The organism is Pseudoduganella sp. RAF19, from assembly GCF_052114165.1.
Lineage (GTDB): Bacteria > Pseudomonadota > Gammaproteobacteria > Burkholderiales > Burkholderiaceae_D > Rugamonas.
The window spans coordinates 279,980-304,656 of the sequence record NZ_JBFREF010000005.1; the positions used below are offsets into that span (position 1 = coordinate 279,980).

A 24,677-nucleotide genomic window follows, 5' to 3' on the forward strand; every position below is an offset into this window, starting at 1 on the left:
TATAATTTTGCCATGCAAGGTTTTATTCTTACCCGCCATTGGCGCGACACCCGCGACGGCACTGAAATCGAGTTCTGGCTCGCGACGGACGAAGGCCCGCACAAGATCGTGCTGACAGCGCAGCCGTCCGTGGCCTTCGCCGAAGTTGGCCTGCGTTCGGCCATCGAGTCGCAGCTGGAGGGATTGCGCGGCATCGATCTGCGCGAACTGCCGCTGAAAACCTTCCAGCACGAGCCGGTGGTCGGGGTGTACGCCACGCATTACAAGCAGTTGCTGGCGCTGGAGAAGAAGTTGCGGGAGCGCGGCATTCCGCTGTACGAAGCCGATATCCGCCCGCCTGAGCGCTTCCTGATGGAGCGCTTCATCACGGCTGGCGTGGAGGTGGACGGCGACCGCATGAAACCCGCGCCCGCCTACCGTCCCAAACTGAAGATGGTTTCGCTGGATATTGAAACCAGCGCCTTCGAGGATCTGTATTCCATTGCGTTGGAAGGCTGCGGGCAGCGCCAAGTGTACATGCTGGGCCAGCCGCCTGTCGATCAGCCGCAGCAGGACTTCTCGCTCGAATACTGTGAAACGCCGCGCCAGCTGATCGAAAAGCTCAACGCCTGGTTCCGCGAGCACGACCCGGATGTGATCATCGGCTGGAGCGTGGTGCAATTCGACTTGCGCGTGCTGCAGAAGAACGCCGACAAATACAAGGTGCCGCTGCAATTGGGCCGCGAAAGCCGCACTATCGACTGGCGCCAGCACGGCATGCGCGAGGGCTATGTGTTCGCATCCGTACCGGGCCGCATCGTCATCGACGGCATAGAGGCCTTGCGCGCGGCCTCGTGGAGCTTTTCTTCCTTCAGCCTGGAGAACGTATCGCAGGTTATGCTGGGCGAGGGCAAGGACATCGGCGACGCCTACGACAAGATGGCCGAGATCGAGCGCCGCTTCCACGAAGACAAACCGGCGCTGGCCTACTACAACCTGAAGGACTGCGAACTGGTCACGCGCATTTTCGAGAAAGCCAGGCTGATGGCCTTCATTCTCGAACGCGCCCACGTTACTGGCCTGGAGCCGGACCGCATGGGCGGCTCCATCGCGGCCTTCAACTTCTGCTACCTGCCGCGCATGCACCGCGAAGGTTTTGTGGCGCCGAATGTGGGCGAGGTGGCGCCGCAGCCATCGCCGGGCGGCTTCGTACTGGATTCAAAACCGGGGCTGTACGACTCGGTGGTGGTGCTGGATTATAAGAGCCTGTACCCATCCATCATCCGCACCTTCCTGGTCGATCCGGTCGGCATGGTGGTCGGCATGGCGGAAGAGGGGAAGGTGGACACGGTACCCGGCATGCGCGGTGCGGCCTTCTCGCGCGACCGCCACTGCCTGCCGACCATCACGACCCAGCTATGGCAGGGCCGCGACGCGGCCAAGCGCGAAAAGAACGAAGCACTGTCGCAGGCACTGAAGCTGCTGATGAATTCCTTCGTTGGCGTGCTGGGTTCAACGGAATGCCGCTTTTACCATCCCAAACTGATTTCGTCCGTCACGCTGCGCGGTCACGCCATGATCAAGCGCACCGTGGAGCTGGTGGAAGAGGAGGGCTATGACGTCATCTACGGCGACACCGATTCCATTTTCATCTGGCTCAAACGCCGTCACGGCAACGACGAGGCGATGGCCGTTGCGCGCCGCCTGGTCGACAAGATCAATACCTGGTGGCGCACTCACCTGCGCGAAGAATTTGATCTGGAGAGCCATCTCGAAATCGAGTTCGATACCAACTACCAGCGCTTCTTCATGCCGACGATTCGCGGCACGGACATGGGCAGCAAGAAGCGTTACGCAGGGTTGACCGGCGAAGGCGAAATGATTTATCGCGGCCTGGAGGTAGCCCGCAGCGACTGGACCGTGCTGGCGCAGCAGTTCCAGCAAGGCTTGTTCAAGTTGGTCTTCAATTCCGAACCGTACGAGGACTTCGTACGCGAGTATGCGCGCAAGACCTTGTCCGGCGAAATGGATGAACTGCTGGTCTACCGCAAGCGCCTGCGCCAGCGGCTGGACGAATACCAGGTCAACGTGCCGCCGCAAGTGCGCGCCGCCCGCATCGCCGACGAATACAACGCCAGCATGAAACGCCCCCTGCGCTACCAGAACGGCGGCTGGATCAGCTACGTGATGACCAGGAACGGCCCCGAGCCGCTGGAAGTCCAGCGCTCGGCCATCGACTATGAGCACTATCTGAGCAAGCAGCTGGAACCGATTGCCGACTCCATCCTGCTTCCCCTTAACAGCAGCTTCGCCAGCCTGACCACGGCGCAGGGCAATCTGTTCTGATTCCGGATTGTTGATCATCGCAAAAGAAGCAGTGCTCGGAGGAAATCCCTGATCGCCCAAACTGCGACGCGCACCTACTTTCACCTGTTGTTGGCAAGCTCCTGCAAGACTTTCATATATCCGCTAGGATAGTGTGTCGCTTTGACATATTGTTATAATTTGTCGAGCCACCAAGGCAGTGCCCCCATCGCATTAACCTTTGATTCAGGTGAATATGGCCCAGGTACGACAAGCGCAAACCCGACCGGCACCGCGCAGTGCGGAAACGGCGCTCGAGCTAGCTCTCGATGCCGTCCTCTCCCGCCAGCGTGAAGATGGCCACTGGCTGTATGAGCTGGAAGCGGACTCCACGATCACCGCTGAATATGTCCTGCTCGTCCATTATCTTGGCGAAGCCCACAACCCCGAACTGGAAGAACGCATGGGCCGCTATTTGCGGCGCGTGCAGGGCCGCGATGGCGGCTGGCCCCTGTTTCATGATGGCGCGGCCGATATCAGCGCCAGCGTGAAGGCCTACTTCGCGCTGAAGATGCTGGGCGACTCGCCGGACGCGCCCCATATGCAGCGGGCGCGCGCCCGCATCCTGGAATTGGGCGGCGCCGAAAACGCCAACGTCTTCACGCGCACGATGCTGGCGCTGTATGGCATCCTGCCTTGGCGCAGCGTGCCGATGATGCCGGTGGAGCTGATGCTGCTGCCGGTCTGGGCGCCATTCCATATTTCGAAAGTCTCTTACTGGTCGCGTACCGTGCTGGTGCCGCTGCTGGTGCTGAATAGCCTGCGTCCCGTGGCCCGCAATCCGCGTGGCGTGAAGATCGACGAATTGTTCATACATCCAGCCGAGAAGGCCGATTTGCCGCCTTGCGCGCCGCATCAGCACCGCGGCTGGTACGCCATATTCCGCGGCATCGACGTGGTGTTGCGCGCTGGCGAAAAACTGATTCCAAACGGCTTGCGCCGGCGCGCCTTGAAGAAGGCCGAGCAGTTTGTGCGCGAGCGTGTCAACGGTGAGCATGGCCTCGGTGCGATTTTTCCGGCCATGGTTAATGCTGTTTTAATGTTCGATGTGCTAGGCGTGCCGGCTACCGATCCTGATGCGGAGGTAGCGCGCAAATCCATCGATCTGCTGCTGGTGGACCGCGAGGACGAATCCTATTGCCAGCCTTGCCTGTCGCCGGTGTGGGATACGGCGCTGGCCTGCCACGCGTTGCTGGAGGTGTCCAGCTCCAAGGCTTCGGCGGCGGCTGCGCGTGGCCTGAACTGGCTGCGCAGCCTGCAGGTGCTGGATCATCGCGGCGACTGGACGGTGCGTCGTCCGGACGTGCGCCCCGGCGGCTGGGCCTTCCAGTACGAAAACGCCTATTATCCGGACGTGGACGATACCGCCGTTGTGGCCATGGCCCTGCATCGCTTCACGCAAACGCTGGGCGAGCACGTGCCGCATGACGACCCCAAACTGCCGCCATCGAAGGACGCCATCGAGCGTGCGCGCGAATGGGTGGTGGGCATGCAGAGTTCCAATGGCGGCTGGGGCGCTTTCGAGCCTGAGAACACGCACTACTATCTGAATAACATTCCGTTTGCCGACCACGGCGCCTTGCTTGACCCGCCAACGGCGGACGTGTCGGCGCGCTGCCTGTCCATGCTGGCGCAGATGGAGGGCGGCGTCACCAGCCCGGAAGCGCAGCTGGCGCTGAATTACCTGCTGGACGAGCAGGAAGACAATGGCAGCTGGTTCGGCCGCTGGGGCACCAATTATGTGTACGGGACCTGGAGCGTGCTGTGCGCGCTGAATGCCGCTGGCCTGGATGCGGACCATCCAGCCATGAAGCGCGCGGGCCAATGGCTGCTCAGCGTCCAGAACGACGACGGCGGCTGGGGCGAAGGCGGCGACAGCTACCGCATTGACTACAACGGTCACGAGAATTCGATCAGCACACCATCGCAAACGGCATGGGCCATCATGGGCCTGATGGCGGCAGGCGAGGGCGATAACGAAGCCATTGAGCGCGGCATCGCCTATCTGGTTTCCACGCAGCGCGAAGACGGCACCTGGGAAGAGGAACACTTTACGGCTGTTGGCTTCCCGCGCGTGTTCTACCTGCGCTACCACGGCTACGCGCATTACTTCCTGCTGTGGGTCCTGGCACGCTACGCCAACCTGCGCCGCGACGGAGCCGCTCCAACGCGCTGGGGGATGTGATCGGCGCGCCTGTCCTTGTCCTCACGGGCATGGCGTTCGAAGCGCGCATCGCCGATGCGGAAGTGATCTATGGCCTGCGCGGCGAGGCGCTGGAGCGCGCTTTAACTGCGCGTTTGCAGCAGCCCTGCGCGGGGCTGATCAGCTTTGGCGTGGCGGGCGGGCTGGCGCCTTCATTGAAACCCGGGGCGATCGTCATCGCTGACCGCATCTCGACGCTTGCCGAAACAATTCCTACCGATTCGCTCTGGACCGCCGAGTTGCTGCGCGCTTTGCCGGGCGTGGCGTTGGGGCCGTTGGCAGGCGTGGATGCGCCGATCGCGGCGGTGGACGACAAGGCCGGCATGTACGCAGCGCTGGGTGCGCTGGCGGCGGATATGGAATCGCACATCGGCGCCCGCGCGGCGCGGCAGGCTGGCGTGCCGTTCGCCGCCTTGCGCGTGGTGATCGATCCGGCTGAGCGTCCCGTTCCGCCGGCTGCGGTGGCGGCATTTGGCGTCGATGGGCGGACTGACGTCAGTGCGCTATTAGGCAGCCTGTTGACGCGTCCCACGCAATTGGGAGCACTGATGCGGCTGGGCCGCGATTCCGCGCAAGCGCGCACCGCGCTGGGCCAGGTGCGCGCGCGGCTGGGTGAGCGTTTCGCCCTGCCGGACGCGCTGGCCTGAGCCGCGCGGCCCGCGTGCGCCGGCGCGAATGCGTGCCCGTCAGCGCGCCGCCGGCTGTTGCGGCGCCGGCTCGGCAGGCTGCTGCTGTGGCGGCGGCACYGGTGTGGCGCCGGACTGTGGCGCCTCGGCTGGCTTGCCCTCATCCGGTTCCTCATACTGCGGCAGGCCGCCTTCCTTACCCTGTCCCAGACGGTTGCGGCGCTGCTGCATATAGGCGTCGCGCACGAAGGTGTATTTATCCAGCGCCGCCTGCTCCAGCAAATCCGTGGCACCCAGATAATTGGCGCGCGTATTGACGATGTTCACCGCGCGCATGGGAATCGCGTAATCCGAATCCACATAGGTCACAGGATCAAAGTACATATCCACGCCCACGCCCACGCCATCGCGGAACGAGCTGGGACCGAACAGCGGCAGCACCAGGTAAGAGCCTGAAGGCAGGCCCCAGGTCCCCAGCGTCAGGCCGAAGTCCTGTGAATGCTTGGGAATGCCTGCCTGTGTGGCGAAATCCAGAATACCAAGCAGGCCGAAAGTAGTGTTCATCGCCACCCGCATCAGGCTTTCGAAACCATCGCCCACTTTCCCCTGCAGGAAGTTATTGACCGTATTGCCCACGTCGCCCAGGTTGCCGAAGAAGTTCGTCACGCCCGTGCGGACGAAGGATGGTGTGACGGACTGATAGCCCTGCGCCACCGGCTTCATGACATGCGTGTCCAGCGTATCGTTAAAGCTGAACATGCTGCGGTTGAACGATTCCAGCGGATCGCCCGGAGTAGGGCTTTGCACGGTGGCGCAACCGCCCAGCAGGGCGCACAGGATCACGGCGGAACAACTAGTCGTTGGCTTCATGGAGGTCAATCCCCGACAGAGGTTTTGCGGCCCGCACTGCTCACCAGTTCCAGGCTGCCCTCGTCGTCCTGCAGATCCGGCGGGATGGGCGTGCGCACGGTATCGCGCGGACGGCCCAGCAGGATAGGCTGGAAGAAAACGGCGCCAATCAAGGTACACGCAAGCGCCAGGGCCAGCAGCTGGCCCATACTGGCCGTGCCGGGGTGATGTGAAAAACTCAGACTGCCGAACGCCGCGGCGGTGGTGGCTGCGCTGAACAGCACCGCATGCGTCAGGCTCGATTGCAGCAAATGGGTCTGGCCCGCGCGCCAGGCCATCACATAATAAATTTTGAAGGCGACGCCAACGCCAAGCAGCAGCGGCAGCGCGATCACATTGGCGAAATTCAGCGGCAGGTCGATCAGCACGCAGACTTCCAGCGTGACCAGGGTGGATACCAGCAGCGGCACCAGCGTGCGCAGCACGTCGCCGAAGCGGCGCAGCGTAATCCACAGCAGCAGGGTAATCGACAGCAGGGCATAGCCGGTGGCCTTGCCGAAGGCGCCCATGATGGTGTCGGCCGATCCGCGCACGGAAATCGGACCGCTGGCAGCGCGCGGATCGGCGCGCAATACGGCATCGATGAACTGGTCGAGCGTATCGGGGAAATCGTCGCTGTCCGGCGCCGGCAGGCGCGGCGTAATCGAGACGAGGGCGCGGCCATCCGGTGTGACCCAGTCGCGCACCAGGGCCGGCGGCACATCCTTCACGCTGACTGGCTGCGCTTGCAGGGCCAGTTGCAGGCGGGCTAGCGACAAGCGCAGTGGCAGCGCGATCGCCGCTTCGGCGCGGTCACGCTGGCGGGGATCGGCGCCGGCCAAGCGCTGCACGGCTTTGGCGAGGCGCAGGGCAGGAGCACTGCCGGCGCCGGGATGATCTTCCGCCGCCAGTTCCAGCTGGCTGCCCAGGCGCTTCAGAGCTGCGACGCGCAGGGCATCGCTGGCTGCGGCGGCCGTCGGCTGGGCCAGTATTGGCGACAGTACGGCCGAAGCGGCGGAAATCAGCGGCAGCTTGGCTTCCTGATCTTCCGGCACAAGACTGTACAGGGTGATGGTGCGCAGGACTTCCGGCACGGCAGCCAGGCGCTTCGCCGTTTTTTGCGCATCGTCCAGCGAAGGCGCCAGCACGCTGACGTCTTCCGTACCCGCTTCCGGCGCATCGGCCAGCGCGCGCAGCGTGGCCATCGATTCGGAATTCGGATCTTTCAGGTTGAGCGGATCGAAGTCGAAGCGCAGATGGGTCAGCAGAGGCACACCGGCCAGGATCAGCACCCCTGCGCCGATCAGCACCGCATTGCGGTGGCGCTCAAAGAATTCGTCGGCGGGAGCCAGCCAGCGCACCGAAGGCAGCGTTGGCTCGCCGTGCGGACGGAAGACGCTGATCAGCGCCGGCAGCAGTGTCAGCGTGAAGAAGAAGGCTACCAGCATACCGGCACCGGCGATCAGCCCCAGCTCCGCCACGCCGCGATAATCGGTAGGCAGGAAGCAGAAGAAGGCGAGGGCGGTGGCCGCAGCGGCCAGTGCCAGCGGCCCGCCTGCCACGGCGGCGCTGCGTTCCAGTGCCAGATGCAGGGTAGGGTGCTCGTGGCGCTCGGCGCGGTAACGCACGCCGAACTGGATGCCGAAGTCGCCGCCCAGGCCGATGAACAGTACGGCGAAGGCCACCGAAATCATATTCAGCGAGCCGACCATGGCCAGGCCCAGGGCCGCTGTCACGATCAGGCCTGCAATCAGGCTGATAAGCACGGCGGCGATCAGTTTGGTCGACCGCAGTGCCAGCCAGAGGATGACGATCACCAGCAGCAGGGTCAGAACGCCGTTCAGGATGGCGCCTTCCGCCACGGACGCGAATTCCTCGTCGGCCAGCGGCTGCGGACCGGTCAGGCGTACCGTTGCGTTGAATTTGCGCGACAGGTCGAGCCGGGCCGCGCTGGCGCGAATCAGGTCACTGGCATCGCCACCGGCGGCGAGGTTGGCGAAATCGAGTTTTGGTGTGATGGCGACGAAGGCGCTGGCTTGCGTCGGCTTGTCTTTTGGCTGAGTATCCAGGTCCATCCACGACAGGGCGGCGTGCTGGCCGGCCAGTGTGCCTTCAATCGCCGCGGCGCTGCGCTCGAGCAGGCTGGCCATGTCCTCCAGCTTGACCTGGCCTAATTGCAGAGGCAGGGCCAGCGTGGTGGACAAGGTATCGGACAAGCCGCGCAGCGAAGGGTCGCGCTGTAGAAGCCCAATCAGCGGCTTGGCTTCCTGTAATTGTGCGGTGAGCTTTTGTACCTCTTCGGTGGGCAGGAACATCAGGCCCGCGCGGCCGAAATATTCACCGCCGCCGGGACGGCTCACGGTGCGGAATCGTTGGGTTTGCGTTTCCAGATCAGCAGCCAGTGCGTCGGCAGCGGCATCGGCCAGTTCGCGTGCGGGCGCCTGCACCACGGCCAGGATCATCTGGCGCCGCTGCGGGAAGGCTTTATCGATGGCAGCGTCACGCAGAGCCCAGGGCGCGTTCGACTCCAGCAGGCGGTCAATGTCTGTGTCGATGGCGAAGTGCCGGGCTGCGTATATACCGCTGAGTAGAGTAAGCACCGAGGCGACGGCGATCGTGATCCCGGCGCGGTGCACGGCAATACGGACCAGGCGGATGAGCAGTGCTGTCAGCATGAGCAGTGGGCGGCTGGCTCGCGGCGTGAAATGGAAGAACCAGTATAGCAGCAGCTGCCGTTCTCATGGCAATCATGCCAACGTTGCGCGGGCAAGCGCGTTATACTGGGACGGACCGCCGCGTTCCGCGGCATTGTTGAGTGAAGCCGCCTATGAAAAACTATGCAGCCCTGATGCCTCTTGCCGCCGTGCTGGCGGCCGCGCCCGCGCTGGCCCAGAACCAGGCCACACCGGACGCGCTGGTACGTGCCGCCGTGGAAAACGTGGTGGGGACCATCCAGTCCGATCCCGCCACCCGCGGTGGTGATATGGCCAAGATCACAGCCGTCGTGCAGCAGAAGTTCCTGCCTTATACGGACTTCCAATACACGACGAAGCTTGCTGTTGGCAAGGCGTGGAGTACCGCCACGCCTGAGCAACGCCAGCAGTTGTTCCAGCAGTTCCAGGCTTTGCTGGTGAAGACCTATGCGTTGTCGCTGTCGCAGATGCGCGAGCAGAACGTGAAGTTCCAGTATGTGCCCGTGAAAGGTGGGGCCAGCGCGAACGACACCGTCGTGCAGACGCATGTGGTGACCAATGGCGAGGATATGGCGATTGAATATCGCCTCACGCGCACCCAGAACGGCTGGAAGATTTACGACATCAATATGATGGGCGCCTGGCTGATCGAGATCTATCGCAAGCAGTTTGCCGATATCGTGGCGCGCGATGGGGTGGACGGTTTGCTCAAGTTCCTCGACCGCCACAACAAGGCTGGCGCCTGAGTTCACGGGGCGGCCTCGCGCGGGCCGCTGCTGCGCTTCCATCGGTGCAGTTCGAGCCATTGCCATGACAGCAGTGCCGGCACGCCGAACAGGATTTCCCGCGCACGTTTGACCAGGGCCAGCGACAGCGCGATCTCGGAGCTGATGCCGAGGATTTCGCCCAGCATCAGCACCACCGCTTCCTGCACGCCGAGGCCCGCCGGCACAAAGAAAGCCATTTGCCGCGCCGCCTGCGTCAGCGCTTCAATGAATAAGGCTTGCCACAGCGTGGCCTCATGGCCAAGCAGGGTCAAGGCGAACCACACTTCCGCAGTACCCAGCAACAATCCACCCAACTGCCATGCCATTGCCGTAAGCAGGACGCCGGGACGCCGCACCAGCGATTTGATATGCGCGTCGAGTTTCGCGCCGTCGCCCAGTGCGCCGAACTGGTCGCCGAAGACTTTTTGCGCCAGGCCGCCGAGTCTTGCGAAGATGGCGCCGTGGTGCAGGGCGAGGGCGAAGATGATTGGCCCGGCCAGCGACAGCACCAGGCCGCCGATGATCGCCCAGCCGTAACGGGTGCCGTCGATGGACATCAGAAGTCCCAGCACCCCCAGCACGGTGAAGGCGTAGTAGGAGAACATGGTGACCATCACTTCCGTGACGATGCTGGCGGCGATGGCGCCGGTGTCGCTCATTCTTAATCGCGCGAGGCGGATGCCAACCAGTTCGCCGCCGACACTGGCAGTCGGCAGCAGGCGGTTGACGGCTTCGCGCACCATCGCGGTCCACCACAGGAAGGGGAGCGGCGCGCGCTCGTGCGGCAGGGCGGCGTGCAGCAAGGTGCGCCAACCCTGGGCGTCCAGCAGGAGCGGCAGCGCGTGCAGCGGCAGCAGCAGGAGCAGCGGCCAGCCAGCCTGGGCGACCACGCTCATCACATCCGCTGCACCTTCATGAATGACCAGCGCAGTCAGGCCAACCAGGCCAACCAGCGCAAACAGATAAGCCAGCCGCTTCATCGTACAGCGCGCCCAAGAGGGCCGGTGCCGCCCGCTGGCTCACCAGCCGCTGCAGCGTCGTGCGCCGCTGCGATGTCGCCCCGGGTCGAAGCAGGCACGCGCAGCGGAACGGCGCCGTCGGCACCAACGGGTGCTGGGGCGCGTGGTGCATCGCTTCCGGAACTCATCGCGGCGATGGCGTCCTGCGGCCTGGCCACGTCGGCGCGGACTGCCGCGGGATCGCCTGGCGCGTCGGTGTTCGCGTGGTGCGCGGGATTGCTTGGCGCATCGCTGTGCGTGTGGTGCGCGGGATCGCATAGCGCATTGTTGTGCGCGTGGCGCGCGGGAATGGCGTCGACGGGCTGAGGCGGCGCGGCGCGGCGGGAAAGCGGCGAGCCGGAAAGCAGCACGTCGGTAAAGCCGCCGCGCGGGAGAGCGAGGGCGTCGAGGGCGGCGCGGACGCGGGGGGACAGCAGGGCGGCCAGTTCGTCGGCGTGGCGGTAGTCGGACATGGTGGAGGTGATCGGCACGGCGCTGGCGACGGCGGGGTGGAAGTAGATTTCGGTGACGCCGGGACCGAGCCGCGAGAGAGCGGCCAGCACGGCTGCTTCGTCCATGGCGCCGCTGGACTCGATACCGACCACGTAATCATTATGCGCAATGCCCGCTGCGCGCAGACGGCGGCGCAGCAGCAATAGCCACGGCCGCAGCCACCACGGCGCGCTTGCCTCCAGCGGCAGGCGAATCGCGCGCATGCCGTACTGACGGCCGATCTGCAGGATCAGCGACAGAATCGTCGGATGCAAATGGAAGTGCTTGTGGCAGTTGACGTGATCGAGCGGCAGGCCAGTCGCAGCAAAGGCTTCAAACTGCGCGCGGATTTCCGCCGCGAGCTGACGGCGTACATGGGGCAGGAAGAAGAAGCGAACGCCGTTGCCTACCATATCGTCACTGAACCGGCCGTGTGCATCGACCAGTGCGGGGACAGCGGCAGGGGAGAGTGTGGGCGCCCCATCGGCCAGAACCAGATGAAGACCGACGCGCAAGCCCGGCAGGCGCCGCGCACGCGCGACGGCATCGGCCGCGGCGGGAGCGGAAACCATCAGGCTGGTGGCGTTCAGGACGCCGTCGCGGTACGCCAGTTCGACACCTTCGTTCACGGCGGCGTGCAGACCGAAGTCGTCCGCCGTGAAGATCAAGCCGCGCGGCGAGGCCGCTGTGTCAGGCGAAGACAGCTCAGGCCTCGTGCGATCGCAGGAAGTGGAAGAATTCGACACCTTCGCGCAGGCGGCGCTTGGTCATTTCCCAGCTGCCCAGCATCTCGCGCACGATCTCCCAGATTTTGCTGGGGCGGAAGTAGAAGCGTTTGTAGAACACTTCCACGCTGTGATAAATCTCTTCGCGCGACAGATGCGGATAGCTCAGTGCCGACAACTGCACGCCCTGGTCGTTCACCAGGCTGATGACCTTGCGGTCCTTCAGCCAGCCATTCTCCATGGCCTGCTGATACAGCGTGGTGCCGGGATACGGCGCGGCCAGCGACACCTGGATGGTGTGCGGATTGATGTCCTGTGCGTAGCGGATGGTCTTCTCGATCGTATCCTGGGTTTCGCCCGGCAGGCCGAGAATAAAGGTACCGTGAATCGTGATGCCCAGTTCACGGCAGTCGGACGTGAAGCGGCGTGCGATATCGGTGCGCAGACCCTTCTTGATGTTCAGCAGGATCTGGTCGTCGCCGGATTCGTAGCCTACCAGCAGCAGGCGCAGGCCGTTTTCCTTCATGATCTTCAGAGTGCTGTAAGGGACATTGGCCTTGGCATTGCAGGACCACATCATGCCCAGCTTACCCATGCCGCGTGCGATTTCTTCAGCACGTGGACGGAAGTCGGTGAAGGTGTCGTCGTCGAACATGATCTCCTTCACTTCCGGCATGTTCTCCTTGATCCATTTGACCTCGGCCAGCACGTTTTCGGCCGAACGGGTGCGATAGCGGTGGCCGCCCACGGTCTGTGGCCACAGGCAGAAGGTGCAGCGCGAACGGCAGCCGCGGCCCGTGTAGATCGAGACGTAAGGATGCTTGAGGTAACCGATGAAGTAATTTTCCACCTTCAGGTCGCGTTTGTAGATCGGTGCGACGAAAGGCAGTTCGTCCATGTTCTCGATCATCTCGCGCGGCGGGTTGTGCTTGATCGTGCCGTCGGCCAGCTTGTAGCTCAGGCCCGTGATCTCGGACAGCGGGCGTCCCTCCGCCACTTCCTTGCACGTGTAGTCGAATTCTTCGCGGCAGATGAAGTCGATGGCCGGGCTGTCACCCAGGGTCGCATCCGGTTCCACGGCAGCTTTTGCGCCGACCAGGCCAATCAGGAACGAAGGCTTGCGCGCTTTCAGCGCTTCGGCGAACTTCACGTCGGTCGGGAAGGACGGCGTGCTGGTGTGGATGATGATCAGCTCATACTCGTCGCAGATTTCCAGCGTCTGTTCGACGGTCAGTTCATCGGCGGGCGCGTCGAGCAGGCGGCTGCCCGGCACCATGGCCGCAGGCTGGGCCAGCCAGGTCGGATACCAGAACGATTTGATTTCGCGTTTGGCCTGGTAGCGCGAACCGGCGCCGCCGTCGAAACCGTCAAAGGAAGGTGCCTGCAGAAATAAGGTTTTCATTGCGACCTTTCGGGAAGCGGTTGTGCATCATGCACGGACAAGGTTTGCTGACGCCAGCGAACGCGCGAGCCGCTCAAGGCGGCGGCCCATTCGGCCAGCAGCAGGGCGTCGCGCAGCGGGGCTCGCAGTGCGGCGCTGAAGGAACCGGCTTGCCAGCTGCGCACAATGGCGCCGGCCAGCAGCAGTGCCCAGCCGGTCTGGCCGGGCGCGATCGCGAGGCCGAGCAGGAGCATTGGCCAGGTGAACGTAATGAAGGTGAAGGCGAAACCTGCTGGGTTCAGCGAGCGGATCGTGCGCATCCAGCGCAGCTCGTGGCGCCACAGGTCCTTCAGGGTTTTTTCGGTGACGTCGGTGGTTACCACGACGTCGGAGAGTACGGTCGTCAGGCCTTGCTGGCGCGTGAGTTCGCCGAGCCAGTAGTCGTCGGCCAGGCGGTCTTTTAATGCGCTGAAGCCGCCGATGGCGTTCAGTGCGTCGCGTCGCAGCGCAATCGTTGCGCCGAACGCGAAGCTGCGCGAGCCGCCGGCGTGGGCGACGTGCACGGATGGTGCGAACCAGTCGTCGATGAATTGCACGCCGAGTTGCGGCCAGCCTTTAGCGGCGGCGCGGCCTTTATATAAACAGGTGACGACACCGGTCTTTACGTCGGCCAGCGGGGCGGTGACGCGCACCAGATAATCGTTCGGCACGGCGATGTCGCTGTCGGCCAGCACGAGCCAGTCGTGGCGGGCGTGCGGCATCATGTTCAGCAGGTTGCTGACTTTGGGGTTGCTGCCGTGCGTAGCTGGATCGATTGCCAGCGCAATATCGCGCTGCGGATAGTCGGCTTGCAGGCGGCGCACCACGGTGACTGCGGGATCGTTCGCATCCCGCACGCCGAACACGAGCTGGTAGGACGGATGCGATTGCTGGCAGAACGTCGCCAGGTTCTCATACAGCCGCGGCTCCGCTCCGCACAGCGGCTTAAGCACCGTGACCGGGTGCGCAGCAACCAGTGCGTCCGACGGCATGGACGGCACGCGAACTGACGCCGGCGCGTCGATGGCGGAATTTTGCGCGGCTGCGGTGCCGAGCGCGGGCGAACGGGCATGGCGCGCGCGCGTGGTGGCGAGCGTGGCGAGCAGGGCATAGGCCGTGGCGGCTGCGCTGAGCGCGCCGCCGGCCAGCACTGCCGTGTCCATTAGCGGCCTCCTGCCTCGGCGGGAGCGGCAGCAGGAGCAGCGGCGCCGCGTGTTGCAGCTTTGCGGTTGCCGATTTCGTCCAGGCGGATCGCAACTTCCTTGTTGTAGTTGAATTCCGCAGGACGCTGCTTGTCGAGCGCGATATCCGGCGCCATCGGGCCATCGGTCTTCACGCCGCGCAGGTTGACCATCATGGCTTTCAGCGGATTCTTGATGGTGTCGGTCACCGCAGTAGCTTCGTAGCCGCTGTGGACCATGCAATTCGCGCACTTCTCGTAATTGCCGGTGCCGTATGCATCCCAATCGGTTTCTTCCATCAGCTCCTTGAAGGTGGCGGCATAGCCTTCACCCAGCAGGTAGCAGGGACGCTGCCAGCCAAACACGGTGCGCGCCGGATTGCCCCAAGGCGTGCAATGGTAGGTCTGGTTCCCGGCCAGGAAGTCCAGGAACAGCGACGACTGGCTGAACGCCCAATTCTTGCCGCCGCGGCCGCGCGCAAGAATATCGCGGAACAGCTGGCGCGTTTTGGAACGGGTGAGGAAGTGTTCCTGATCCGGCGCGCGTTCATAGGCATAACCCGGCGACACGGTAATGCCGTCCACGCCCATGTCTTTCAGCGTGTCGAAGAAGTTCGCGACATTCTCCGGAACCGCATCGTTGAACAGCGTGCAGTTGATGTTGACGCGGAAGCCGCGTGCCTTGGCGGCCTTGATCGCGGCCACAGCGCGGTCGTACACGCCTTCCTGCGACACCGAGTGGTCGTGCATTTTCTGGTCGCCGTCCAGGTGAACGGACCAGACGAAATAAGGGCTGGGTTCATACTGGTCCAGCTTCTTTTCCAGCAGCAGGGCATTGGTGCAAAGGTAGACGAAGCGCTTGCGGGCGATGATGCCCTTCACGATAGCCGGCATATCTTTGTGCAGCAGCGGTTCGCCGCCTGCAATCGACACCACCGGCGCTCCCGATTCATCCACCGCCTGCAGGCATTCCTCGATCGACAAGCGCAGGTCCAGGATAGGGTCCGGATAATCGATCTTGCCGCAGCCATTACAAGCGAGGTTGCAGCGGAAGAGCGGTTCCAGCATCAGGGCCAGCGGGTAGCGCTTGCGGCCAGACAGTTGCTGGCGCACGATGTAGCTGCCCACGCGGACAGCCTGCAGAAGAGGTATCGCCAAAATCAGCCTCCAGAAAAATCCAGAAAAAATCTTCAGACAGAAACCGGCTGTACATCAGCCAGTTCGGCAGGCAGGCGGAACTCAGCGTGTTCCTCCTTGCCGTCCATTGTAGAGACATTTACCGGACCTAGCTTGCGCAGGGCATTCAGCACATCCTCCACCATGGCTTCCGGCGCCGAAGCACCGGCCGTAACGCCGACCACATTGGCACCGCGGACCCAGGCCGGGTCAAGCTCGCTGCCATCTGCGATCAGGTAACTTGGCACACCCATCTCCGTTCCGATCTCACGCAGGCGGTTCGAATTGGAGCTGTTGGTGGCGCCGATCACGAGGATAACATCAACCAGCTTTGCTAGCTGGCGCACTGCACTTTGCCGGCTTTGGGTCGCGTAGCAGATGTCCTTGGTATCGGGACCGACGATGTTCGTGAAGCGCTTTTCCAGCGCAGAGATGATGTTTTTCGTGTCGTCCACGCTGAGCGTGGTCTGGGTGACGTAGGCCAGCGGCGCATCGTTATCCAATGCGAGTGTGGCGACGTCGGCTTCGGTTTCGACCAGGATCACCTCGCCGGGGATCTGGCCCATGGTGCCTATTACTTCTGGATGACCTGCGTGGCCGATCAGGAGCACAGTGCGGCCGCTTGCAGCATATTGGCGGCCCTGGTTGTGGATCTTGATGACGAGTGGGCAGGTGGCATCGATCGGCCGCAACTGGCGATCCTCGGCTTCGGCTTCCACCGAAGCGGGCACGCCGTGGGCGCTGAAGACTGTGACCGCATCTTTCGGTACAGACTCCAAGGACTCGACAAAAACCGCGCCTTTGCGTCGCAAGCCTTCGACCACGTGCTTGTTATGCACGATCTCGTGGCGCACAAAGACGGGGGCACCGAACTTGATCAGTGCGCGGTCCACAATCTCGACCGCTCGCACTACACCAGCACAGAACCCGCGCGGTTGGGCAAGAATCACCTGCATCAGAGACTCCCTTCTTTCCGGACGTCCAGCTCAATGTGTTTACTGAAAATAACAACATTTATGGCACAACAGGACTTACTATATACCGGTATCGGATTGTGTGCACTTTTCGCAACCTACTTTTTGTCTCCAAGCAGAAACTTCATGGTCGAAGATGACATTCTTGTGACCGGCGCGTCCGGTTTTCTTGGCTCAGCCGTAGTACGCAAGGCGCTGGATCGGGGCCTGCGGGTACGCGTGCTGGTGCGCGCCAACAGCCCGCGCCGCAACCTGGACGGGTTACCCGTACGGGTGGTCGTGGGCGATATGCGCGATGCGGCGTCGATGCGTGAAGCCATGCGGGGTGTAAGGTATTTATGCCATGTGGCTGCGGACTACCGCTTGTGGGCGCCCGACTCCGAGGAAATCGTAAGGGCCAATACCGAAGGCACGCGCGCGGTGATGGAAGCGGCACTGGCCGCCGGCGTTGAGCGCGTGGTGTATACCAGCAGCGTGGCGACCTTGCGCGTGGCTGGCGCGACCGCGCCGGTTGCCGAGGATGCGGGTATGGCGGCCGAGGAAGCCATCGGCGGCTATAAGCGCAGCAAGGTGATGGCCGAGCGGCTGGTGGAGCGGATGATCGCCGAACAGGGGCTGCCTGCGGTAATCGTTAACCCCTCAACGCCAGTAGGGCCTCGTGATGTTCGTCCAACACCGACCGGGCGCATTATTGTGGAAGCGGCGTCGGGCAAGATGCCGGCCTTTGTCGATACGGGGCTCAATCTGGTGCATGTGGATGATTGCGCCGAGGGGCACTTCCTGGCGCTGGAGCGTGGACGCGTGGGCGAGCGTTACATTCTTGGCGGGCAGGATGCCACCTTGCGCGAAATTCTCGGCGAGATCGCGTCGCTGAGCGGGCGCCGTGCGCCAAGCGTGGAACTGCCACGCTGGCCGCTCTATCCTTTGGCGCATCTTGCCGAAGGCGCGGCGCGGCTGACGGGGCGTGAGCCTTTCCTGACCGTGGACGGTCTGAAGATGTCGCGCTACCGTATGTTCTTCACTTCAGCGAAGGCGCAGCGCGAGCTGGGTTATGCGCCGCGTCCATATCGCGAAGGTCTAAGCGACGCCCTGGGCTGGTTCCGCGCCGAAGGCTATCTGCATTAGCGCAGGAACTTGAGCGCGAGACTGGCGAGGCGCGGCACGGTGTTCGGGCGCAGCAGGCGCGTATCGTAGCCCGCCATGCGCCGCTCGTTCTCTTCCAGGCACAAGGCAATCAATGCCTTCGGCTCCAGCGGATCGGCCACCGCGCCCGATCCGGTCATGGTGAAGTTGGCGTCATTCGCGCTGCCATCGGCATCGATGCCGCGCGCAATGCCGATGCGCTCCCAGATCAGGAAAGCCCATACGCGCATCACCTTCAGCGCAAACAAAGGACGGCGCCACCATGGCAGCTGGCGCTTGTACCACGCGGCCCAGTTGACGAAGAACAGAATGTGGCGGCCTTCCTCCTGGATCACCGGCTCAAAAGTCTCCACCAGTTCGGCCGGGAAGTAACCGGAGCGTTTGGCCGCAGCAAACAGGCCAAAGGCAAAGAAGCTGTCGATGCATTCGCTGTAGCCGGTGACCAGCCAGCCCCATTCCGGATCATCCGGCGGTGGATAGTCGGGTTCGGGAGCAAGCTTGATGCCGTAAGCCTCAACCAGTTTGGAGAGCACGACTTTGTGGCGGGCCTCTTCGTCCGCATCCATATCGAGGGCGCGGCGCAGCAGCGGGTCTTGAACGGTTTGCGCGAAGGTGCGCACGCGGATGGATGCGCGGCCTTCGGTCTGTACGGCGATATCCCAGATCGGCAGTGAGGTCACTCGATTGAGCGCGTCAGGCTCCAGCTTGGGCCAGTCGATCACGGCAGGCTTGTACGGATTATGCGTCTGCAGCAGCAGCTCGCAGAACATGCGCAAGTGGCGTTCGGAACCGGGACGCACGGGATCGGGCGAAGGGTCCGCCCAGTTGCGCATGGCGTGATCCGCCTGAAGAATGTGATCGACCATCAGACTTGCCTCCTATGGGATTGGCTTACCGTCGGATGGATTGTACAGCGGCTTTCAAAAATTTTTTTCCCGCGTCGAGCACTTCCTGCTGCGCGGCTTCGGTCGGCATGGCGCGCGCCATCATGATGGTGCCGATCAATTGAGCCTTGAAAGCCCAGGCCAGCGCTTCGCTGCCCAGCTTTTCGGTCAGGATTGCCACCAGTTTGCGCTGTTCGCGTTCGAATACTTCCTTGATCTCTTTGTCGCCGCGCGCGATCTCGGCGCCGATGGCGGGAATCACGCAGCCGGACTCGGTACGCTGTGCATGGCTCAGGCTCAGGTAGCGGTCGATTTCGAATTCCAGCCATGCTTCCGGTGAAGTATGGGGATTGGCTTCATAGATGCCGCGCGTGCGTTCCAGCTCACTTTCCACCAGCGCCTTGAGCAAGTCGTTTTTCGATGAGAAGTTACTGTAGAAGGCGCCGCTGGTCATGCCGGCAGCGGCCATCAGCGCGTCCACGCCAGTGGCCGAAAAGCCTTTATTTTTGATGACCTCACCGCTGGTCTTCAGTAATTCCTTGCGGCGCTCTTCCTTATGGCCGGGTGGGTATCGCATGCATCCTCCACGTCAAAACGTGTCCATGATAATGGAAGCGGACCGGGATGCAACCGGCCCGCGCGCTTCACATTACTGGTACAGCGGGTTGCCCTGGACGTAGACACGTACGCCCTGGGTGTTCAGCTTCGGCGCCAGCGCTGACAGATCAACCACGGTCTGGCCAGGATAGGTTTCGAAGTGCCAGGTGACCGAATCGGTGCCGTTGGTGAACTCGATGGTTTCGCCATCGGTCACATTGATGCTGTGCGTCGCGGCAGTCACCGCGATCTGGCGATCGGCGCTGCCGGCAGGGGCGATACGGCCGTAGTCGCCGACGGTGCCGGTGAGGCTATGGGCGAAGGCGGCGCCGGAGATGGCGGCGAGGGAAAGGGCGGCGAGAGCCAGTTTCAGGTTTTTCATTTTGTTCTCCTAAGAGGTTGGTCAGTGTGCGTCGAAGGAGTCAACACGGATTTCGCAATGGACCGCGCCGACAACACAGGCATGATAGCATAACGATCGTTATTTAATCGCGGAGGCCTTATGAAGATGCTTTACTTGCAAGATCTGGAGCCGGGCCAAAAGTACCGTTCCGGCAAATTGACTGTAAGCGCGGAGCAGATCAAGGCATTCGCCGCCGAGTTCGATCCGCAGCCTTTTCACCTGGACGAGATGGCGGCAAGGGACACGATCTTTCGTGGCCACGCTGCGAGTGGCTGGCATACGGCGGCGCTGACCATGCGCCTTCTGGTGGATAGCGAGTTTCGTCCGGCTGGCGGTATCGTTGGTGCGGGATTCGAAGAGTTGAAGTGGCCGTTGCCGGTGCGTCCCGGCGATGCCTTGCACGCCGAATTCGAGGTTCTTGAAGTGCGCGCTTCGAAATCGCGTCCGGAGCAGGGCATTGCCAAGGTTCGCGGCACCACGTTCAATCAGGAAGATCAGGCGGCACAAGTGTTTGTCGCCAATCTGATCGTGCAACGCAGGAGTGAGTCATGAACGAGTTTGTAAAGCGCGTGCTGGATGCGCATGGTGGCCTGGCGCGGTTCAGGCAGTTCAATACGGTGCAGGTGGATGTGGTCAGCGGCGGTGGTTTGTGGCCGCTGAAAGGACTGATCCAGGATTCGAACACGCGCACCATGACCGTCGCGTTGCACGAGGAATTTGCCTCCGTGACGCCGTTCGGACAGCCGAACTGGCGCACCAATTTCCGGCCCGAGCGGGTGGCAATCGAAACCCTTGATGGCGAAGTGGTGAAGGAGTTGAGTGATCCGCGCGTCAGCTTCGATGGCCACACAATGAATACGCCGTGGAATCCGCTGCACCGCGCCTACTTCAACGGCTACGCGATGTGGACCTATCTGACGTCGCCGTTCTTCCTGGCCATGCCAGGCTTTGAAATGGAGGAGATCGCGGCGATCGAAGAAGATGGCGAACAATGGCGCGGCCTGCGCGTGCGCTTCCCCAAACATATCGCCAGCCATTGCGAGGTGCAGGACTTCTATTTCGGGCCGGACCTGCTATTGCGCCGGCACGACTACCAGGTTGATGTTGCAGGTTCGTTCCCCGCAGCGCAATACATCGACGGCCACATCGAAGTCCAGGGCCTGATGATGCCAACCCGCCGCCGGGCCTACCTGCGCGGGCCGGACATGAAAGCGGTGCGCGATTTGCTGATGGTATCGATCGACTTCGAAGGCTACGTCTTCACCTAAGCGCGCCAGATCCTCCCCAGAAGCTTGATGCGGCGGGTGTGACGCCGAAACGTCAGTCGTTGACCAGGGCTTTCACTGCTTCGACGATGAGATTGCGCACTGCGGCGGCCGGCAGGTGAGGCAGGCAGCCTTCCGGCGAGCCTTCGCTGCCGATACTCGCCATCTTCAGCACCAGCAGCAGCACCTGCTCCGGCGGGAAGCGTTTGGTGACGATACCGGCTTCCTGAGCGCGCACAATGGCCGCGACTTTCGTTTGCATGGCCTGCTGTTCGATTGCAGACGCGTGTTCCGGTGCGCTGCGCTCCAGCGTGCGCCATAAATTCAGTTTGATGAGATCGGGACGGCTCCGTCCCAGATCAAACAGCCGGCCCGCATACTCTGGCAGGTTATTGGCGTCAATCGGAACACCTTCGAGGACTTCGCTGATGATGGACTCGAACACGGCGTCAAACAACTGTTCCTTATTGCCGAAGTAGGCGTACAGCATGGCCTTGTTGCAGCCGGCAGTCGCGGCGATGCGGTCCACGCGTGCGCCAGCGATGCCGAATTGTGCGAATTCGGCCGTGGCGGAGGCGAGGATTTTTTTGCGGGTTTCTTCTGCGTTTCTGCTCATCCCGGAATTCTAAACAACCGGTTGGTTGACATCAACCGAACAAGCGGCTATCTTATAACCAACTAGTTAGTTAATTACGGAGAGATTAATGAAACAGCAAGTTGCACTGATCACAGGCGCCTCGTCCGGAATGGGTAAGGATTTCGCGCTGCGCCTGATTGACGAGGGATACGTCGTCTATGGCGCCGCCCGCCGTGTCGAGCGCATGCAGGAAATCCGCGATGCAGGTGGTCGCACACTGAGCATGGACGTTACGGACGACGCATCGCTGGTCGCAGCGGTGGATGAGATCATCCGCCAGCATGGCCGCATCGATGTATTGATCAACAACGCGGGCTACGGTCAGTATGGCGCACTGGAAGACGTGCCAATGGCCGAGGCGCGGCGTCAGCTGGAAACCAATGTCATCGGCCTGGCTCGACTTACCCAGCTTTGCCTGCCGCATATGCGCGCACAGAAGTTCGGCCGCATCTTCAATATCTCGTCCATGGGCGGCAAGTTCGCAGGTCCGTTGGGAGGCTGGTATCACGCTTCGAAATTCGCACTGGAGGCATACTCGGATGCGTTGCGGCTGGAGGTCAAGCCATTTGGCATCGACGTGGTGGTGATCCAGCCGGGCGGTATCGAGAGCGAGTGGGGCGATATTGCGGACGAAGAAGCGGAGCGTTATTCCGGCAAGGGTGCCTACGCGGGACTGGTGGCGAAACTGCGCAAGGCGCAGGCTGCCGTGCAGCCGAAAGTTCCGGCGCCGAGCGTGATTTCTGACTTGATCGTGAAGGCCTTGAAAGCAGGACAGCCAAAGACCCGCTACCACGCAGGCTTTTTGGCTACGCCCATGCTTTTCCTGCGCTTCCTGTTGTCGGACCGGATGTTCGACCGCATGCTGATGCTGGCGCTCAGGTGATATGCAGCACCTTGATCAGCGCCAGGCTGACCACGGTCAGCACGAGCAGCGACAGCACCACGGCCGCGGACACGCGCGGACCGGCACGCAGCACGGCGCGCAGGTCCGTGCCGAGGCCCAGCGCGGCCATCGACACGGTGGTCAGCGCGCCGGAGACGGCCTGGCTGGCAGCCAATACGCCCTGCGGAATCACGCCAAAAGTGCGTAGCGCCATCAGCGACAGGAAGCCGAGGATGAACCACGGCAGCAGGTGGCTGATGGCAGGGCGCGATGCGCCGGCCGTGCTGGCGCGGCCGCGGCGCAGGAAGGGCAGGGCCAGCACCACGGGGCCGAGCATCAGCACGCGTACCAGCTTGACCAGGGTGCCAATGTGAAGGCTCATCATCGACACCGGCGCGGTGGCGGCCAGCACTTGCGGTACCGCGTACACCGTCAGTCCGGCCAGCACGCCGTATTGCATGGGCGAGAGACCCAGCACGCTGTCGAGCAGGGGCAGCGTCTGCACCACGGCCACGCCCAGCACCGCGGTGAAGGCGATGGCGCCTGCCACGTCGCGGCCATCTGCATCGATCACGGGGGCGACGGCCGCAATGGCGGAATTGCCGCAGATTGAGTTGCCGCAGGCGATCAGCACCGCCATTTTGTGCGGCAGGCGCAGCGCGCGGCCGATCGCATAGCTGGCTGCAATCGCCACTGCGACCACACCCGCAATGCCGATCAGCAGGGCCGGGCCACGTTCAGCCAGGCTGCGGGCGCTGACGGAAGCACCCAGCAGCATCACCGCGACTTCGAGCAGGAAGCGTGCGCTGAATTGCACGCCGGGGTCGAAAGTTGGCCACTGTTTGTCGGAGGTCAGCCAGGTACGCACCACGCTGCCCAGCAGGATAGCGATGACCAGCGGCTCCAGCCAGGCATGGCCCAGCAACGCGGCGCCTTCGCGTTCCAGCAGGACGGCGGCGCCGGTGACCAGGCCGCAAATGATTAGTCCGGGAAGCAGTTTCATGGTCGTCTCCAGAGTATTCGTCAGCACATTCTTGTGCCCATGACGATATTTTCGGAGCGATCAATCATTCAGTCCATCTTATAATATTTGAGATTTCATTCGATTGGATTGAACGATGACTCTTGAGCAGCTTCGCATCTTCGTCGCTGTAGCTGAACGCCAGCATCTGACCCAGGCTGCGGACGTGCTGGCACTGACGCCATCGGCGGTAAGCGCTTCCATCCGCGCACTGGAAGAGCGCTATGGCACGCCCTTGTTTGACCGGGTTGGCCGGCGCATCGAAACCAATGCGGCTGGAAGGCTGTTCCTGGTGGAGGCGCGTGCCACCCTGGCCAGCGCTGCAGCGGCCGAACGCGCGCTGGCTGAACTGGCGGACGGCGAGCGTGGTACGCTGCGGGTGCAGGCCAGCCAGACCATTGCGAGCTATTGGCTGCCGCCGCTGCTGGTCGCCTTCCGGGCGCGCCATCCACGCATCGATATCGAACTGGAAGCGGGCAATTCGCACAGCGTGGCGCGTGCAGTGCTGGAAGGCGAGGCGGAACTGGGTCTGGTGGAAGGATTGGTCGAGGCTCCCGACCTGCATATCAATCAAGCGGGCAGCGACCGTATCGTGGTTGCGGTCACGCCGCAGCATCCGTGGGCGCAGAAAAAGCGCCTGAGTGCGGCCGAGTTGCAGAAGGGCGAATGGGTGATGCGCGAGCAGGGTTCCGGTACGCGTTCGGCGCTCGAAGCCATGCTGGCGGAGCATGGCGTGCAGACGCCGCAACTGCAGGTGGCGCTGACGCTGCCGTCGAACGAGGCGATGCGCTCCGCCGTGCTGGCGAATGGCGGCTATGCGGCGGGCGTGTCAGAACTGGTGGTGGCCCCCTATCTGGACGCAGGATTGCTGGTGCGGGCGCCGGTCAAGCTGCCGCCGCGCGGCTTCTACCTGCTGCGCCATCGCGCGCGTTACCGCAGCAAAGCGGCACGCGCGCTGGAAGAGGTGCTTGCGAGCGCTCAGCCCTGATACAGTGGGTTCTCGCGCACGAACACGCGTACGCCTTGCGCGTTGAGCTTCGGTGCGATGGCCGACAGGTCAACGACGGTCTGGCCAGGGAAGGTGTCGAAGTGCCAGATCACGGAGTCGGAGCCGTTGGTGAATTCAACGGTGTCGCCGTTGGTCACGGTAACATTGTGCACGCCGGATTGCAGGTCGATCTTGCGGTCGGCGTTGGCGGAAGCAACGGCGTTACCATAGTCGGCTGGCGAGCCCGTAGGGCCTTGGGCGAAGGCGCTGCCAGCGGTGGCGGCGATGACCAGGGCGGCGGCGGTCAGTTTAGCGATTTTCATGATTTGCTCCAGTGTTTGGGTGGTTGATGTAGCCATAGTAGAAAATCG

22 protein-coding genes and 1 pseudogene are annotated in these 24,677 nt (G+C 62.9%); 9 read left to right on the top strand and 14 right to left on the bottom strand.

Features of this window, described 5'->3' with window-relative positions; genetic code table 11:
• Window positions 1-12 precede the first annotated feature (12 nt).
• The 3 genes from AB4Z19_RS14525 (at window position 13) to AB4Z19_RS14535 (ending at window position 5,193) form a co-directional block, all read left to right on the top strand.
• On the top strand, window positions 13-2,325 hold the full coding sequence (locus tag AB4Z19_RS14525; RefSeq protein WP_442035501.1) for a DNA polymerase II: 2,313 nt from the start codon (window positions 13-15) through the stop codon (window positions 2,323-2,325).
• A gap of 214 nt (window positions 2,326-2,539) precedes the next feature.
• Window positions 2,540-4,528 (top strand): squalene--hopene cyclase, encoded by a 1,989-nt coding sequence (gene shc / locus AB4Z19_RS14530; RefSeq protein ID WP_442025764.1) that lies wholly within the window; start codon window positions 2,540-2,542, stop codon window positions 4,526-4,528.
• Window positions 4,525-5,193, top strand: a complete 669-nt coding sequence (locus tag AB4Z19_RS14535) for a phosphorylase (RefSeq protein ID WP_442025763.1) — start codon at window positions 4,525-4,527, stop codon at window positions 5,191-5,193. Before shc ends, AB4Z19_RS14535 begins: the two co-directional genes overlap by 4 nt.
• A gap of 39 nt (window positions 5,194-5,232) precedes the next feature.
• On the opposite strand, the gene AB4Z19_RS14540 is transcribed toward AB4Z19_RS14535, so the two are convergent.
• Window positions 5,233-6,042, bottom strand: coding sequence for an MlaA family lipoprotein (locus AB4Z19_RS14540; RefSeq protein ID WP_442025762.1), 810 nt, complete (start codon window positions 6,040-6,042; stop codon window positions 5,233-5,235).
• 5 nt (window positions 6,043-6,047) lie between these two features.
• Window positions 6,048-8,735 carry an MMPL family transporter gene (locus AB4Z19_RS14545; RefSeq protein ID WP_442035502.1) on the bottom strand — a complete coding sequence of 896 codons (2,688 nt, stop codon included), beginning with the start codon at window positions 8,733-8,735 and terminating at the stop codon, window positions 6,048-6,050.
• A 152-nt stretch (window positions 8,736-8,887) separates the two neighbouring features.
• Between AB4Z19_RS14545 and AB4Z19_RS14550 the strand changes: the two genes are divergently transcribed.
• Entirely contained in the window at window positions 8,888-9,499 is a 612-nt protein-coding gene (locus AB4Z19_RS14550) for an MlaC/ttg2D family ABC transporter substrate-binding protein (RefSeq protein ID WP_442025539.1), read from the top strand.
• 2 nt (window positions 9,500-9,501) lie between these two features.
• Here AB4Z19_RS14550 and AB4Z19_RS14555 read toward each other — a convergent pair whose 3' ends face one another.
• The 6 genes and pseudogenes from AB4Z19_RS14555 to ispH form a co-directional block, all read right to left on the bottom strand.
• Entirely contained in the window at window positions 9,502-10,500 is a 999-nt protein-coding gene (locus AB4Z19_RS14555; RefSeq protein WP_442035503.1) for a lysylphosphatidylglycerol synthase domain-containing protein, read from the bottom strand.
• Between the two features lie 356 nt (window positions 10,501-10,856).
• Window positions 10,857-11,714: pseudogene (gene hpnK, locus AB4Z19_RS14560) on the bottom strand (hopanoid biosynthesis-associated protein HpnK); the annotation flags it as partial.
• A 1-nt stretch (window position 11,715) separates the two neighbouring features.
• On the bottom strand, window positions 11,716-13,137 hold the full coding sequence (hpnJ, locus tag AB4Z19_RS14565) for a hopanoid biosynthesis associated radical SAM protein HpnJ (protein ID WP_442025541.1): 1,422 nt from the start codon (window positions 13,135-13,137) through the stop codon (window positions 11,716-11,718).
• Window positions 13,134-14,318 carry a bacteriohopanetetrol glucosamine biosynthesis glycosyltransferase HpnI gene (hpnI, locus tag AB4Z19_RS14570; protein WP_442025542.1) on the bottom strand — a complete coding sequence of 395 codons (1,185 nt, stop codon included), beginning with the start codon at window positions 14,316-14,318 and terminating at the stop codon, window positions 13,134-13,136. The genes hpnJ and hpnI overlap by 4 nt, the downstream gene beginning before the upstream one ends.
• Window positions 14,318-15,493 carry an adenosyl-hopene transferase HpnH gene (hpnH, locus tag AB4Z19_RS14575; protein WP_442025543.1) on the bottom strand — a complete coding sequence of 392 codons (1,176 nt, stop codon included), beginning with the start codon at window positions 15,491-15,493 and terminating at the stop codon, window positions 14,318-14,320. The genes hpnI and hpnH overlap by 1 nt, the downstream gene beginning before the upstream one ends.
• Window positions 15,494-15,525: 32 nt before the next feature.
• The gene (gene ispH, locus AB4Z19_RS14580) at window positions 15,526-16,467 is read right to left on the bottom strand and encodes a 4-hydroxy-3-methylbut-2-enyl diphosphate reductase (protein WP_442025544.1); all 942 of its coding nucleotides are present in this window, start codon (window positions 16,465-16,467) and stop codon (window positions 15,526-15,528) included.
• Window positions 16,468-16,611: 144 nt separating this feature from the next.
• Between ispH and hpnA the strand changes: the two genes are divergently transcribed.
• Window positions 16,612-17,610 carry a hopanoid-associated sugar epimerase gene (gene hpnA / locus AB4Z19_RS14585; protein WP_442025545.1) on the top strand — a complete coding sequence of 333 codons (999 nt, stop codon included), beginning with the start codon at window positions 16,612-16,614 and terminating at the stop codon, window positions 17,608-17,610.
• On the opposite strand, the gene AB4Z19_RS14590 is transcribed toward hpnA, so the two are convergent.
• From AB4Z19_RS14590 to AB4Z19_RS14600, 3 genes are all read right to left on the bottom strand, one after another.
• Window positions 17,607-18,494: a ferritin-like domain-containing protein gene (locus AB4Z19_RS14590; protein ID WP_442035504.1), complete on the bottom strand. Its 888-nt coding sequence runs from the start codon at window positions 18,492-18,494 to the stop codon at window positions 17,607-17,609. The two genes, hpnA and AB4Z19_RS14590, sit on opposite strands and share 4 nt — an antisense overlap.
• Window positions 18,495-18,519: 25 nt before the next feature.
• Window positions 18,520-19,089, bottom strand: coding sequence for a TetR/AcrR family transcriptional regulator (locus AB4Z19_RS14595; protein ID WP_442030356.1), 570 nt, complete (start codon window positions 19,087-19,089; stop codon window positions 18,520-18,522).
• Between the two features lie 72 nt (window positions 19,090-19,161).
• Complete coding sequence (locus AB4Z19_RS14600) at window positions 19,162-19,491, bottom strand: CzcE family metal-binding protein (protein ID WP_442035505.1); 330 nt, start codon at window positions 19,489-19,491, stop codon at window positions 19,162-19,164.
• Between the two features lie 120 nt (window positions 19,492-19,611).
• On the opposite strand from AB4Z19_RS14600, the gene AB4Z19_RS14605 reads away from it, so the two are divergent.
• The gene (locus AB4Z19_RS14605; RefSeq protein ID WP_442027825.1) at window positions 19,612-20,064 is read left to right on the top strand and encodes a MaoC family dehydratase; all 453 of its coding nucleotides are present in this window, start codon (window positions 19,612-19,614) and stop codon (window positions 20,062-20,064) included.
• Window positions 20,061-20,780: a hypothetical protein gene (locus tag AB4Z19_RS14610; RefSeq protein WP_442035506.1), complete on the top strand. Its 720-nt coding sequence runs from the start codon at window positions 20,061-20,063 to the stop codon at window positions 20,778-20,780. The genes AB4Z19_RS14605 and AB4Z19_RS14610 overlap by 4 nt, the downstream gene beginning before the upstream one ends.
• A 52-nt stretch (window positions 20,781-20,832) precedes the next feature.
• Here AB4Z19_RS14610 and AB4Z19_RS14615 read toward each other — a convergent pair whose 3' ends face one another.
• Window positions 20,833-21,393, bottom strand: a complete 561-nt coding sequence (locus AB4Z19_RS14615; RefSeq protein WP_442027828.1) for a TetR family transcriptional regulator — start codon at window positions 21,391-21,393, stop codon at window positions 20,833-20,835.
• 88 nt (window positions 21,394-21,481) lie between these two features.
• Here AB4Z19_RS14615 and AB4Z19_RS14620 point away from each other — a divergent pair, with 88 nt between their 5' ends.
• A complete protein-coding gene (locus tag AB4Z19_RS14620; RefSeq protein ID WP_442035507.1) occupies window positions 21,482-22,297 on the top strand; it encodes an oxidoreductase in 816 nt (271 codons plus the stop codon).
• Here the strand turns inward: AB4Z19_RS14620 and AB4Z19_RS14625 are convergent.
• Window positions 22,290-23,300, bottom strand: a complete 1,011-nt coding sequence (locus AB4Z19_RS14625) for a YeiH family protein (protein WP_442027831.1) — start codon at window positions 23,298-23,300, stop codon at window positions 22,290-22,292. The two genes, AB4Z19_RS14620 and AB4Z19_RS14625, sit on opposite strands and share 8 nt — an antisense overlap.
• Window positions 23,301-23,415: 115 nt before the next feature.
• Between AB4Z19_RS14625 and AB4Z19_RS14630 the strand changes: the two genes are divergently transcribed.
• Complete coding sequence (locus tag AB4Z19_RS14630; RefSeq protein ID WP_442027832.1) at window positions 23,416-24,306, top strand: LysR family transcriptional regulator; 891 nt, start codon at window positions 23,416-23,418, stop codon at window positions 24,304-24,306.
• Here AB4Z19_RS14630 and AB4Z19_RS14635 read toward each other — a convergent pair.
• Entirely contained in the window at window positions 24,297-24,629 is a 333-nt protein-coding gene (locus tag AB4Z19_RS14635; protein WP_442035508.1) for a CzcE family metal-binding protein, read from the bottom strand. The two genes, AB4Z19_RS14630 and AB4Z19_RS14635, sit on opposite strands and share 10 nt — an antisense overlap.
• Between the last annotated feature and the right edge of the window lie 48 nt (window positions 24,630-24,677).

Excerpts from the sequence above, each read along its gene's own strand:
- AB4Z19_RS14600 (WP_442035505.1), bottom strand. The coding sequence starts at position 19,491 with ATGAAAAACCTGAAACTGGCTCTCGCCGCCCTTTCCCTCGCCGCCATC.
- hpnJ (WP_442025541.1), bottom strand. The coding sequence starts at position 13,137 with ATGAAAACCTTATTTCTGCAGGCACCTTCCTTTGACGGTTTCGACGGC.
- hpnI (WP_442025542.1), bottom strand. The coding sequence starts at position 14,318 with ATGGACACGGCAGTGCTGGCCGGCGGCGCGCTCAGCGCAGCCGCCACG.
- AB4Z19_RS14545 (WP_442035502.1), bottom strand. The coding sequence starts at position 8,735 with ATGCTGACAGCACTGCTCATCCGCCTGGTCCGTATTGCCGTGCACCGC.
- AB4Z19_RS14525 (WP_442035501.1), top strand. The coding sequence starts at position 13 with ATGCAAGGTTTTATTCTTACCCGCCATTGGCGCGACACCCGCGACGGC.
- AB4Z19_RS14610 (WP_442035506.1), top strand. The coding sequence starts at position 20,061 with ATGAACGAGTTTGTAAAGCGCGTGCTGGATGCGCATGGTGGCCTGGCG.
- AB4Z19_RS14605 (WP_442027825.1), top strand. The coding sequence starts at position 19,612 with ATGAAGATGCTTTACTTGCAAGATCTGGAGCCGGGCCAAAAGTACCGT.
- AB4Z19_RS14615 (WP_442027828.1), bottom strand. The coding sequence starts at position 21,393 with ATGAGCAGAAACGCAGAAGAAACCCGCAAAAAAATCCTCGCCTCCGCC.
- AB4Z19_RS14595 (WP_442030356.1), bottom strand. The coding sequence starts at position 19,089 with ATGCGATACCCACCCGGCCATAAGGAAGAGCGCCGCAAGGAATTACTG.
- shc (WP_442025764.1), top strand. The coding sequence starts at position 2,540 with ATGGCCCAGGTACGACAAGCGCAAACCCGACCGGCACCGCGCAGTGCG.
- AB4Z19_RS14625 (WP_442027831.1), bottom strand. The coding sequence starts at position 23,300 with ATGAAACTGCTTCCCGGACTAATCATTTGCGGCCTGGTCACCGGCGCC.
- AB4Z19_RS14620 (WP_442035507.1), top strand. The coding sequence starts at position 21,482 with ATGAAACAGCAAGTTGCACTGATCACAGGCGCCTCGTCCGGAATGGGT.
- AB4Z19_RS14590 (WP_442035504.1), bottom strand. The coding sequence starts at position 18,494 with ATGGTCGATCACATTCTTCAGGCGGATCACGCCATGCGCAACTGGGCG.
- AB4Z19_RS14630 (WP_442027832.1), top strand. The coding sequence starts at position 23,416 with ATGACTCTTGAGCAGCTTCGCATCTTCGTCGCTGTAGCTGAACGCCAG.
- ispH (WP_442025544.1), bottom strand. The coding sequence starts at position 16,467 with ATGCAGGTGATTCTTGCCCAACCGCGCGGGTTCTGTGCTGGTGTAGTG.
- AB4Z19_RS14550 (WP_442025539.1), top strand. The coding sequence starts at position 8,888 with ATGAAAAACTATGCAGCCCTGATGCCTCTTGCCGCCGTGCTGGCGGCC.
- AB4Z19_RS14635 (WP_442035508.1), bottom strand. The coding sequence starts at position 24,629 with ATGAAAATCGCTAAACTGACCGCCGCCGCCCTGGTCATCGCCGCCACC.
- hpnA (WP_442025545.1), top strand. The coding sequence starts at position 16,612 with ATGGTCGAAGATGACATTCTTGTGACCGGCGCGTCCGGTTTTCTTGGC.
- AB4Z19_RS14555 (WP_442035503.1), bottom strand. The coding sequence starts at position 10,500 with ATGAAGCGGCTGGCTTATCTGTTTGCGCTGGTTGGCCTGGTTGGCCTG.